This is a genomic window from Phaeovulum veldkampii DSM 11550, from assembly GCF_003034995.1.
Lineage (GTDB): Bacteria > Pseudomonadota > Alphaproteobacteria > Rhodobacterales > Rhodobacteraceae > Phaeovulum > Phaeovulum veldkampii.
The window spans coordinates 116,947-128,630 of the sequence record NZ_PZKF01000005.1; the positions used below are offsets into that span (position 1 = coordinate 116,947).

The 11,684-nt window shown below is 66.3% G+C and carries 13 protein-coding genes; 6 read left to right on the top strand and 7 right to left on the bottom strand.

The features are described from left to right. Positions 1–10: 10 nt before the first annotated feature. The 3 genes from C5F46_RS03645 to C5F46_RS03655 all read right to left on the bottom strand — a co-directional run bounded on the left by C5F46_RS03645 (position 11) and on the right by C5F46_RS03655 (position 2,262). Complete coding sequence (locus C5F46_RS03645) at positions 11–358, bottom strand: Hpt domain-containing protein (protein WP_107323996.1); 348 nt, start codon at positions 356–358, stop codon at positions 11–13. Between the two features lie 83 nt (positions 359–441). Further along, complete coding sequence (locus tag C5F46_RS03650; protein WP_328588551.1) at positions 442–1,725, bottom strand: PP2C family protein-serine/threonine phosphatase; 1,284 nt, start codon at positions 1,723–1,725, stop codon at positions 442–444. 93 nt (positions 1,726–1,818) lie between these two features. After that, positions 1,819–2,262 carry an NUDIX hydrolase gene (locus C5F46_RS03655; RefSeq protein ID WP_107323997.1) on the bottom strand — a complete coding sequence of 148 codons (444 nt, stop codon included), beginning with the start codon at positions 2,260–2,262 and terminating at the stop codon, positions 1,819–1,821. 96 nt (positions 2,263–2,358) lie between these two features. On the opposite strand from C5F46_RS03655, the gene hslO reads away from it, so the two are divergent. The 5 genes from hslO to C5F46_RS03680 are packed head-to-tail and all read left to right on the top strand — an operon-like array spanning position 2,359 to position 8,210. Then, positions 2,359–3,378: an Hsp33 family molecular chaperone HslO gene (gene hslO / locus C5F46_RS03660; protein WP_107323998.1), complete on the top strand. Its 1,020-nt coding sequence runs from the start codon at positions 2,359–2,361 to the stop codon at positions 3,376–3,378. Beyond that, entirely contained in the window at positions 3,347–3,961 is a 615-nt protein-coding gene (locus tag C5F46_RS03665; protein ID WP_407947348.1) for a CoA pyrophosphatase, read from the top strand. The genes hslO and C5F46_RS03665 overlap by 32 nt, the downstream gene beginning before the upstream one ends. Continuing rightward, the gene (locus C5F46_RS03670; protein ID WP_107323999.1) at positions 3,961–5,106 is read left to right on the top strand and encodes a CCA tRNA nucleotidyltransferase; all 1,146 of its coding nucleotides are present in this window, start codon (positions 3,961–3,963) and stop codon (positions 5,104–5,106) included. Before C5F46_RS03665 ends, C5F46_RS03670 begins: the two co-directional genes overlap by 1 nt. 60 nt (positions 5,107–5,166) lie before the next feature. Beyond that, positions 5,167–6,978: an ABC transporter ATP-binding protein gene (locus C5F46_RS03675; RefSeq protein ID WP_107324000.1), complete on the top strand. Its 1,812-nt coding sequence runs from the start codon at positions 5,167–5,169 to the stop codon at positions 6,976–6,978. Then, on the top strand, positions 6,975–8,210 hold the full coding sequence (locus tag C5F46_RS03680) for a class I SAM-dependent RNA methyltransferase (protein WP_107324001.1): 1,236 nt from the start codon (positions 6,975–6,977) through the stop codon (positions 8,208–8,210). Before C5F46_RS03675 ends, C5F46_RS03680 begins: the two co-directional genes overlap by 4 nt. Here C5F46_RS03680 and C5F46_RS03685 read toward each other — a convergent pair. The 3 genes from C5F46_RS03685 to C5F46_RS03695 form a co-directional block, all read right to left on the bottom strand. After that, complete coding sequence (locus C5F46_RS03685; RefSeq protein ID WP_107324002.1) at positions 8,198–8,899, bottom strand: hypothetical protein; 702 nt, start codon at positions 8,897–8,899, stop codon at positions 8,198–8,200. The two genes, C5F46_RS03680 and C5F46_RS03685, sit on opposite strands and share 13 nt — an antisense overlap. 33 nt (positions 8,900–8,932) lie before the next feature. Continuing rightward, positions 8,933–9,280: a hypothetical protein gene (locus tag C5F46_RS03690; protein WP_107324003.1), complete on the bottom strand. Its 348-nt coding sequence runs from the start codon at positions 9,278–9,280 to the stop codon at positions 8,933–8,935. Positions 9,281–9,367: 87 nt separating this feature from the next. Further along, entirely contained in the window at positions 9,368–10,414 is a 1,047-nt protein-coding gene (locus C5F46_RS03695; protein WP_107324004.1) for an acyltransferase family protein, read from the bottom strand. A gap of 184 nt (positions 10,415–10,598) precedes the next feature. Here C5F46_RS03695 and C5F46_RS03700 point away from each other — a divergent pair, with 184 nt between their 5' ends. Further along, positions 10,599–11,105 carry a L,D-transpeptidase family protein gene (locus C5F46_RS03700; protein WP_107324005.1) on the top strand — a complete coding sequence of 169 codons (507 nt, stop codon included), beginning with the start codon at positions 10,599–10,601 and terminating at the stop codon, positions 11,103–11,105. Between the two features lie 30 nt (positions 11,106–11,135). Here C5F46_RS03700 and dalA read toward each other — a convergent pair whose 3' ends face one another. Next, positions 11,136–11,645 (bottom strand): divisome-associated lipoprotein DalA, encoded by a 510-nt coding sequence (gene dalA, locus C5F46_RS03705; protein ID WP_107324006.1) that lies wholly within the window; start codon positions 11,643–11,645, stop codon positions 11,136–11,138. Positions 11,646–11,684 lie beyond the last annotated feature (39 nt).

Sequence of the window (11,684 nt, forward strand, 5' to 3'; positions counted from 1 at the left end):
CGCCCGCAGGTCAGGCCGCGGCAGAGCCGGTGACCGGCGCGCCGCAGAATTCAGGCGCGCGCTCCATGAACTGAGCCTTGGAGCGGGCGTAACAGTCGCGGATCGCGGCAATATCCACCTCGGCCCTGCCGGTGGCCAGCAGCCGTTCACCCGCTTGGCACAGCACCCCGAATGATGCAAAACCCAAATTCCAGGCGCTGCCTTTCAGAAAGTGCAGGTCTTCCCCCAGCCGATCACGCTGTGCGCCGAGGGTATCGAGAACCCCCTCCACCTCCTCCAGAAACAGATCCAACACCTCGCTGAACCCCATTGCGCCGACTTCTTCGCGCAGTTCTGCAACCCTGTTCCAGTCAATCATCACACTCTCCACCAAAGTCTGCACTGTCGCCTGCGGCTCAAGGCTAAGGTGCAATGTTTGCCGAAGCGTTAATCGCTGGCCATTCAGCACGACGAGGGCGCGCCGTGAAATTCCAGCAGCACCGCCGACACGTCATCGGTGAGGTCGCCGCCGCTGAAGGTGATCAGATCCCACATCAACGCCTCAAGAAAGGCGGGGCCAGGCATCTGCGCCGAACCTGCCATGATCGCCCCCAGCCCAGTTTCCCCCAGCAAAGCGCCCCGCGCATCGGCGGCCTCGGTCACGCCATCCGACATCAGAAACAGCCGGTCGCCGGGGCGCAGCACGGTGGCAAAGCTCTCATACTCGGCATTTTCAATCAGCCCGATCGGAAACCCGCCGCGACCCAGGTATTCAACCCGGCCACCGGCGCGCTGCACCGCCGGGTGCGGGTGCCCGGCCTGCACCATCTCGACCCGCCCCGAGATCAGATCGACATCGGCATAGATCAGCGTGAAATAGCTTTCGGTCCGCATCTCTTCGATCACGAGGGCGTTCAGATAGGCGGCCAGCTCCGCCGGGGGCCGGGCGTCGTGGCCCCCGGCTTCGGCGGGGATCAGGGCAATGTTCTGATCAGGTGAGGCCCCCGACAGATAGCCCGACAGCCGCGCCGTCATCAGCGCCGAGGTGATGCCGTGGCCCGACACGTCAATACCATAAAGGCCGATGCGGCGCGCGTTGATCGGGAAAAAGCCCACCAGATCGCCACCAACATGGCCCGTGGGCCGCAACAGCAGCGACACATCGGCACTGCCAAAGCTGCGGAAGCGTTCCCTCACAAGGCTTTGCTGCAGCTTCCACGCCTCTTTCAGGTCACGGTCGAGCGTATCGTAAAGGCCCTGCAATTCGGCCAGCGTCGAAGACACCAGACGGTTCTTTTCCTTCAGCTCCCGCTCCATCCGCAGGATACGTTCACCGGCGGCCAGCCGGGCGCGCAACTCGTCGCCATTGACGGGTTTGAGCAGGTAATCATCGGCCCCGCTTTGCAGGCCCAGCGCCACCTCGTCCTTTTCGGTCTTGGAGCTCAGCAGCACGAAATAGCCGTATCCCGTGCGCGGCATTTCGCGGAAGGCGCGGCAAAATTCCAACCCGGACATGCCGGGCATCACCCAGTCTGACAGGATCAGGTCAGGCTCGGTCTCGGCGCAGATCGCCAGCGCCTCCTCGGCCGTGCCCGCCTCTTGCACCTGATAGCCGGCGCGCGCCAGTTGGGCCGCCAGAATGCGGCGCTGCATCCGGCTGTCATCGACAACAAGAATCCGCCGCGCCGCGGTGAGCTGGGGCGTTTCCACCATGGCCAGCCCCGTTGAACGATCATCCGACACCATGAAAACCCATTAAGAAGATAGCCCGCACGGGCAGCTAACCCCGTGCGCCTTAACAGGCGGTGAAGCGGTCTGAATATAAGAGAGGCGACGGGGTCAATGCCCGGCGAAAACCAGCCGCAGAAAATGCCTGTCGCCCGCATTACCCAACCGCCGGGCGGCTTCGGCGGCGTCCATCCAGACCGCGCGGTGGCCGGGTTCGGACGGGGGGCCAAGGCGGCGCACCGGGCGGGCGAGGTAGATCATGCACAGTTTCTCGGCCCAGAGGTCGTATTCCGGCATGTAGGTAAAGCGACGAAACGCCCCCAACCGGCGCGGCGCAGCGATCGACCAGCCGGTTTCCTCGAACACCTCGCGGTGCAAGGCGGCAATCGGATGCTCGCCGGGGTCGATGCCGCCGCCGGGCAATTGAAACTCGGGCGTGGGTTCGGCCTGATGGGTCACCAGAACGCGCCCGCCCAGCGCCAGAACCGCATAGGCGCCGGGGCGGCGACGGTATCGCTGCCCCGCGACAACAGGTTCACCAAATCTGCGGATCATGCTTTTGCCCTTGGGTGTGCGGTTGCTGCGCCTATATAGGCACGGTATGCCAGCCCAAGGGCTGAAGGAACCCCCCGTGAACCCCCTAGGATCACCATGACCACGCTTTCGCAGATTGCCTGGGACGATACCGTCCTGCCGTTTCAGCTTGACCTGTCCGACATCCGTGGCCGGGTCGCGCGCCTTGATGGCGTGCTGGAACATGTGCTGGCCCAGCACGACTACCCCCCGCAGATCGAGGCGCTGGTGGCCGAGGCCGCCCTGCTGACCGCGCTGATCGGCCAGACGATCAAGCTGCGCTGGAAGCTGAGCCTGCAAATCCGCGGCAATGGCCCGATCCGCATCATCGCCACCGATTACTATGGCCCGGCAGAAGAGGGCGCGCCTGCCCGCATCCGCGGCTGGGCGAGCTTTGATGCCGCGCGGCTTGAGCCGTCGGCAGGTGCGTTTGAGCAAATCGGCACCGGCTATTTCGCCATCCTGATCGACCAGGGCCAGGGGATGGTGCCCTATCAGGGCATCACGCCGCTGGCGGGCGGGTCACTGGCCGATTGCGCGCAAACCTATTTCGCCCAGTCCGAACAACTGCCCACGCGGTTTGCATTGTCTTACGGTCGCTCGCGCCTGCCCGGTCAGGGCGAACGCTGGCGGGCGGGGGGCGTGATGTTGCAACATATGCCCAAGGCATCGCCTTTCGTCTCCACCGGCGAGGCCAGCGGCGAGGGTGGACTGCTGGAAGGGGCCGACATTCTGCAAGGCGCCGAAAGCGAAAACTGGAACCGGGTTAACCTGCTGCTGGACACCGTCGAAGAGATGGAGCTGATCGGCCCGACCGTTCACCCCACCGACCTGCTGGTGCGGCTGTTCCACGAGGAAGGCCCCCGCGTCTTTGATGCGCAGCGGGTTGAATTCGGCTGCACCTGTTCGGCGGATCGGGTGCGCGAAAGCCTGTCGATCTATTCGGCCAAGGACATCCGCACGATGACCACGCCCGAAGGCACCGTGACCGCCGATTGCCAGTTCTGTGGCGCGCATTACATCTTTGATCCGAAAAGCCTTGGGTTCGAGGCGACGGTGGCCCCCGATGGCACGCCGCTCGACGCGGCCGATGCCTGACCCGCTGGCCCCGGTTCTGGCTGCACTTGCCCGGCCGGGGCGGCCATCGTCGGATTTCGACCTGAACCCCGAAATCCTGCTGCCGCCAGGCCGGGTGCTGCGGCACGCCGGGGTTCTGGTGGGGTTTGTGGAAACCCGCCGCGGGGTCGAGGTGCTGCTGACCAAGCGCGCCTCGCATCTGCGCCACCATCCCGGCCAGATCGCCTTTCCGGGCGGCAAGGTTGACCCCGGCGATGCCGATGCAACCGCCGCCGCGCTGCGCGAGGCGAGCGAAGAGGTGGGGCTGCCGCCGGGGGCTGCCACTCTGCTGGGCCTGATCGACCCGCATGAGACGGTGACAGGGTTTCTGATCACCCCGGTTCTGGTGCGGCTGGCCCCGTTCGACCCGCTGCCCGAGGCAGGCGAGGTGGACGAGGTCTTTACCGTTCCGCTGGCGCATCTGGCAGACCCCGCCAATTACCGGATCGAGGCGCGGCTCTGGCGCGGGCAGATGCGGCGGTATTATACCGTGCCTTACGGCCCCTATTACATCTGGGGCGCAACGGCCCGCATCCTGCGGGCGCTGGCGGATCGGATGGCGTAATGCGGATTTCGGGCGACTGGCTGGCCGATGCAGGCATACAGGCGGTGCTGGCAATGCTGGCGGAGGGCGGGCATCAAGCACTGCTGGTGGGCGGTTGCGTGCGCAACGCGCTGCTGGGCCTGCCGGTCAGCGACATCGACATATCCACCGACGCGCGGCCTGAACGGGTGATGGAACTGGCCACCGCCGCCGGGGTCAGGCCAGTTCCTACCGGCATCGAACATGGCACCGTGACCGTGGTCGTGAACCACGAGCCGCACGAAATCACCACCTTCCGCCGCGATGTGGAAACCTTCGGCCGCCACGCCATCGTCGCCTTCGCCGACCGGATCGAGGACGACGCGGCGCGACGCGACTTTACCGTCAACGCGCTTTATGCCGATGCCTGGGGCCGGGTGATCGACCCGCTGGGCGGCGGCCTGAGCGATCTGGCGGCGCGGCGCATCCGCTTTGTCGGCCTGCCCGAAGACCGCATCCGCGAAGACTATCTGCGCATCCTGCGCTTTTTCCGCTTTACCGCCCATTACGCCGACCCGACCCACGGCCCCGACCCGGAGGGGCTGGCCGCCTGCGCAATGCTGGCGGGCGGCATTGCAACCCTGTCGCGCGAACGGGTGGGGGCCGAAATGCGCAAGCTTTTGGCCGCCGTCGACCCCGCACCCGCTGTGGCCGCGATGCAGATCACCGGCGTTCTGGCCCATGTCCTGCCGGGTGCCGAGGCGTCGGCGCTGGCCCCGCTGATTCATCTGGAAGCCGGGCGCGCACCCGATGCCTTGCGCCGCCTTGCCGTGCTGGGTGGGCAGGATGTGGCCGAACGGCTGCGCCTGTCGCGCGCCGAGGACCGCAGGCTGGAAACCCTGCACGATTGCGCGCGCGGAGGCGAGGGGCCGGGGGTGCTTGGCTACCGGATCGGGGCACAGGCGGCGCTGGACGCGGGGCTGATCCGCGCCGCGCTGATCGGCACACCGATGCCCGAGGGTTGGGCCGAGGCCGCCCTGCGCGGTGCCGCAGCGCGCTTTCCGGTGACCGCGCGCGATCTGATGCCGGGCCTGTCGGGCGCCGAACTGGGCGCGCGTCTGAAAGACCTGGAGGCACGCTGGATCGCGTCGGACTTTGCACTGACCCGTGATGACCTGCTGGCCTGAGCCGGGTTTCCTCAGCCGCAAGCGGGGCGTATAGAGGGCAAAAGCGAGGCCCTGAGAGACATGATCGACGCCTTCAGCCCCGCCGAAGGGGCCCCACCGCGACGCCTTGGCGCATTCCTTGGCTGGTGCCTGAAAGGCGCCTGGCCGGTGCTGTGGCTGGCGGGTGTGCTGTCGGCGCTGGCGGGCACACTTGAGGTGATCTCGGCGCTGCTGCTGGGCTGGGTGATCGACGCGGCGCTGACCTCGGAACCCGACCGCATCTTTGCCGACAACTGGGGGCTGCTGGCTGCCTTCGTCGCCTTTTTCCTGATTCTGCGGCCGGTGGTGTTCGGGCTGTCCTCGGCCTCGGCCAACATCCTTGTCGGGCCGAACGTGCTGCCTCTGGTGCTGTCGCGGCTGCATCGCTGGACGATGGGGCAGGCCGTCACCTTCTTTGACAACGACTTTGCCGGGCGCATCGCGCAAAAGCAGATGCAGACCGCGCGGTCGGTGACCGATGTGGCGACCGAGGTGATCAACGTCGTGGCCTTTGCGCTGGCCTCGATGATCGGCTCGGCCCTGTTCCTGCTGGCGATCGACGCCTGGGCGGCGGCTGCGCTGGCGGTCTGGCTGGTGGCCTATCTCGGGCTGATCCGCTGGTTTCTGCCGCGGGTGCGGGGCAAGTCGGCGGCGCGCGCCTCGGCCCGCGCGATGGTGACGGGGCAGGTGGTTGATACGATAACCAACATCAAGACCGTCAAGCTGTTCGCCCATGCCGACCACGAAGACCGCGCCGCGCTGTCGGCGATGGCGGGGTTCCGCGAACGCGCGCTGGATTTCGGTCGCGTATCGGCCAGCTTCCGCCTGGCGCTGATGACGCTGGCCGGGATGCTGCCGGTGCTGCTGGTGGGCGGCACGATCCTTCTGTGGCAGGCGGGCCATGCCAGCGCAGGCGATATTGCCGCCGCGGGGGCCATTTCGATGCGGTTGGCGCAGATGACCGGCTGGGTGTCGATGGCGCTGATGAGCCTTTGGGGCTCGGTCGGCGAGGTCGAAGACGGGATGCGCACACTGACCCCGCCGCACACCCTCACCGACAAGCCCGGCGCGGTTCAGCTTGGCCGAGTCCGGGGCGAGCTGCAGTTCGAGAATGTCCGCTTTGCCTATGGCCGCGAGGTGGGCGGCGTAGACGGGATCGACCTGACGATCCGCGCGGGCGAACGACTGGGCATCGTCGGCGCCTCGGGTGCGGGGAAATCGACGCTGGTCGCGCTGCTTTTGCGCCTTTACGACGCCGAGGAAGGGCGGGTTCTGATCGACGGGCACGACCTGCGCGATGTCACGCAGGAATCCCTGCGCCGCAATATCGGGATGGTGACGCAGGAAACCGCGATGTTCAACCGATCGGCGCGCGAGAACATCCTGTATGGCAGCCCCGATGCCACCATGGACGAGGTGATCGCCGCCGCGCGGGCCGCCGAGGCGCATGACTTCATTCTGGGCCTGAAGGACCATACCGGGCGCACCGGCTATGACGCCAATCTGGGGGAACGCGGGGTGAAACTGTCGGGCGGGCAGCGCCAGCGCATCGCACTGGCGCGCGCCTTCCTGAAGGACGCGCCGATCCTGGTGCTGGACGAGGCCACATCGGCCCTGGACAGCGAGGTGGAGGCCGCGATCCAGCACGCGCTGCACAAGATCATGGAGGGCAAGACGGTGCTGGCCATCGCCCACCGGCTTTCAACAATCGCCGCAATGGACCGGATCGTGGTGCTGGATCGGGGCCAGATCGTGGAACAGGGCAGCCATGCCGAACTGCTGGCCCAGCACGGGCTTTATGCCCGCTACTGGAACCGGCAATCCGGCGGCTTTCTGGGAACCGACGACGCATGATCCTGACGGTCGAGCGGCTGAGCCTGACGGCCGAGGGCGTGGCGCGTGGCACCCAAGGCGCGACCTACATCGCAGGCGCGCTGCCCGGCGAGGTGGTCGAGGGCGAACCGGTCGCGGGCCGTATCGCCGCGCCAAAGATCATCACCTCCAGCCCCGACCGGGTGCGCCCACCCTGCCCCCACGCCCGCGCCTGCGGCGGTTGCACGCTGCAACATGCCTCGGATGCCTTGGTGGCGCGCTGGAAGGCCGAGGTGGTGCGGCTTGCGCTGGCCGGTCAAGGGCTGGAGGCGCCGGTGCTGGCCACCGAGACCTCGCCCGCCCGGTCGCGCCGGCGCGCCACGCTGGCCGGGCGGCGGGTGAAATCAGGGGTTCTGGTGGGGTTTCATGCCCGCGCTTCGGAAACCGTGGTCGAGGTGCCGGAATGCCTGCTGCTGCGCCCCGAACTGATCGCCTGTCTGCCCGCCCTGCGCGAGGCAACCGCGCTTGGCGCCAGCCGCAAGGGTGAAATCGCCTTTGCCCTGACCCTGACAGAGGCGGGCGTAGCCGTGGCCGCAACCGGCGGCAAAGGGATAGAGCCTGCGCTGTTCGAGGCGCTTGCCCGGCTGGCCGACACCGCCGATCTGGCGCGGCTCGACTGGAACGGCGCGCAGGTCACCGAACGCCGCCCGCCGTTCCTGCGGCTGGGCGCGGCGCGCGTGACCCCGCCCCCCGGCGGGTTTCTGCAAGCCACCGCCGAGGGCGAGGCGGCACTGCTGGTCGCCGTGCGCCGCGCCACCGATGATGCGGCGCGGGTGGCCGATCTGTTCGCGGGCTGCGGCACCTTTGCGCTGCCCCTGGCGGCAACGACAGAGGTTCACGCGGTCGAGGGCGAACAGGCGGCCCTGGCGGCGCTTGATGCCGGCTGGCGCGGGGCCGCAGGGCTGCAACGCGTCACCACCGAGGCGCGCGATCTGTTCCGCCGCCCGCTGCTGCCCGACGAACTGGCCCGGTTCGACGCCGTGGTCATCGACCCGCCCCGCGCGGGCGCCGCAGCACAGGTGGCCGAGCTTGCAGCCTCGGCCGTGCCGGTCATTGCCTATGTATCGTGCAACCCCGTCACCTTTGCGCGCGACGCCCGTGTGCTGACCGGCGCAGGCTACCTGATCGACTGGATTCTGCCGGCCGATCAATTTCGCTGGTCGGCGCATGTCGAACTGGTGGCGCGGCTGTCGCGGCCCGGTCAGAAGGCGTAACCGACCCGCAGACCTACCGCCGTGACGTGATCGTCGGTGAAGCGGCCCAGCGGTTCAAGGCCGGGCAACTGTGTGGCTGTATCGCCAAATTCCGCATGGCGCACAAAGCCCGTGACCGTTACCGCCCCTTGGGTCCGCGTGGCGGCAAGGGTGATCGCGGTCATCCCGTCTTGCGGGCCGAGGTTGCCAGAGTAGCCGCCAATCTTCGGCTCATGCGTCAGCATCACCGCACCAGACCACTGGTCGCTGAACCGTCGGCCAAGGCCGATCTCAAAGGTGGTCACGTCGCCTTTGTAATCCGCCAAAGGCATTGCGTAGACGTCTTCATAGAATGGGGTCGAGATGTTGAAGGCGCTCCAGTCGGCCCAGCGGACCGAGCCGAACACCAGCGTGTCGGCGGCGATGCCGGTCTGCGCCTCAAGCGTCAGGCTTTGCGGAATCGTGGTGCGGAAGGCGGTGTCGGACCAGTCGCCCCCCCAGATTTCGCGCGCCGAAAAATCGTGGTTGATCGCCGAGGTCCAGATCAGCGCCACCCGTGCGGCGATGTCGGGGCGTTCCCAGGCAACCCCCAGGATCGCGCCAGGGGCAAGATCGGTTTCGGTGCGCATTCTGTAGCCGTCAAACTGATCGACCGTGCCGCTGGCGGTTTCCAGCAGCGCCCCGCCGATCAGGCTGATTGCGCCGGTCAAACGCCAACGCAAAAGCGCAGTCAGCCGCGTCGCCTAGATCGCCGCCTGCGAGCCGCTGATCATGTAACCCGACGCCGGATAGGCCAGATCAATGCCCACCGGCTTGTTCAGCACCACCGCCAGATCGGCCCGCGCGCCCAATGCAACCTTCAGCGCCAGCGCCCCGGTGGAAAAATTGCCCAGCACATCGCCGGTTTCCGCGGGCCAAGGCACCTGCTGGCCCGTCACCCGCGGGCTGATGCGGGCAATGTCGAATTGCAGATGGTTGCCCGGCTCAAACAGCAGGCCGAACGGGGGCAGCGCACGTTCGATCCCGCCTGCGATGGCGGGGTTGGCGGCAAGGGCTAGGGCCACGGCGACGGTCGGGAAAAGGCGGGGCATGAAACTCCTCGGGGCTGGGGACCCCGCGTCGTAATCGCCGGGCCGGGGCGCCGACATGCGGGGTTTCGCCGCAACAGGGGCCGCGCCCTAGCGTTCCGCCTTGCGGCCCGAACCGATGCCCAGAATATAGCGGCGCGACAAAGCCCAGCGCGCGGCAATGCGATGCAGCGCCACTGGCACCGCAATGCCGACGACCAGACCAATAGCAAACAGCGGCAGCAGCGCCACAGCCCCGCAGGCCACCAGGATTTCATACATCAGCGCGGTGGCGAAGACATGATACAGATAGATCGTCAGCGAATAGGGGCCGATCCATTCCAGCGCCGTGATCCGGGGCAGCGCCAGAATGGCGAGCGTGCAGATGCCAAGGCCCATGGCAAGGCTGGTCAGATCGCGCCGGTCAGTCTCCAGAACGCCATTGGCGCTGTAATGGTTCAATGCCACCCAACCCGTTGCAAGCACGCACAGCAGGCTGGCGGCCATGATCAGCGGCCACCATGCCACCACCCGGCCCTGTTCGCGCTGAAGGATCAGACCCACCAGAAAGAACGGCAGCAGATAGACGACCGCATTCATCGACAGGATGTTGTAATCAGGCTTCAGTGGCGGCGTGACCAGAAACACGCCAAGCGCCAGCACAAAGGCAACAAGATGGCCGCGCCTGCCGGTCGCCGCGTCGAACAGACCGAACAGCGCGAAAATAACGAGAATGGCCTGAAGAAACCAGTAATGTGCATATGGATAAACATAGATCGTCCAGAACTCGGCCGGTGCAGGCGCGGTATCCTTACCGGCAATCATGGACAGGATGGCAAACAGCGTGCAAGCAATCCCCCCCGGAATGACCAGTCGGCGGAATTTGCCGGCAACGAATGTGGGGTAGCCCACAAGGGTCAACGGCCGCAGACCATAGACATAGCCTGCAATGCAGGCAAACAATGGCATCCGCACATCGGCCATGGCATCGGCAAAGATACGCAAAGGGTGCGGATAACCAACCATCAGCCCCGAGGTCGGGCTTGACCCGATGACATGATAGGCGACCAGCAGCAGCACGGCCACGCCGCGCAGTGTTTCAATCGACGGGCTAAAGCCTTTGCCACCGGCGGGAATTTTGCGGCGGGGGGCCGACATGAAGGAGCACCTTTATTGCACAGCATCGACGCTAGCACCGATCTTGCCAAGCCGTCCAGTTTCGGTGCGGCCATTACCGGGCTGACCTGCGCTTGCCGCGGCGCCGAATGCGCCAGCCCGCTAGGCAAATCGGGCAAAACAGGCTATCAGCGGATCAGAAGAACAAAAAACGGATACAGGCACGATGCTTTCCCGCCGCACCTTCCTCGGGCTTGCCAGCCTGACGATTCTGGCCGCCTGCGGTGGCCCGCGCAAGCCTCAGTTGCTGCGCTACGACGGCCCGGCCGTCACCCAGATCCAGATCTACAAGGCCAAGCGGCGGATGTATCTGTTTTCAGGGCAAGACATCATCAAGACCTACAAAATCTCGCTTGGCGGAAACCCGGTTGGGCCGAAGCGGTTTGAAGGCGATGGCCGCACCCCCGAGGGGGCCTATCTGATCGACCGCAAGAACCCCAACAGCGGCTATCACCTGTCGCTGGGGATTTCCTACCCCGATGCGCATGACGTGGCCTATGCGGAATCGCAGGGCCGCAAACCGGGGGGGGATATCTTCATCCACGGCCGCGCGGGCAAGCACAAGGGCGGCGGGCGTGACTGGACGGCAGGGTGCATCGCGGTGAAGGATGGCCAGATCGAGCATATCTTTGCGATGGTGCAGATTGGCACCCCGGTCATCATCTTCCCGTGACGGATCGGCTGGCCAGGTCAGCCCACCCGTTCACCCCCCGGTGATCAGAGTCCACCAGATCTTGCCGCTGGCTTCCTGATACCAGCCAATGCCCATGTCACGGGCGGCGGGGTTCATCACCACGTCGCGGGTATCGGCCAGCCCCATCCAGGCCGAAAGCGTCTCGGTTTCGGATTCGAAGGTCTCTGAAATATTCTCGCCCCGGACGCGGCCCACATAGCCCGCCCGCGCGGCGCGATCGAACGGGGTGGACCCGTCTGAGCCAAAATGCCAGGGCCGGTTCTGCGCAGCCATATCGCGCGCATGGGAGGTAGCGGCAGCGGCAAGCTGCGCGTTCAGAACCAGCGGCGTGGCCCCGGTGGCGGCGCGCAGCGCGTTGACCTGATCGAGCATCGCATAGGGGATGCGCTCGGCATCCTTTGCGCCAATCTTGTAAAGCTGCGGCAGCGGTTTGCCATCTGGCCCCAACGGAACAGTCGTCGGCGCGCAGGCTGCAACAGCCAGAAGAGAAAGTAGAACCAGACTTTTGACGGGCATCATGGCAGACCACCTGTGATAGTGCAGGCCGCAGTTAGCCCG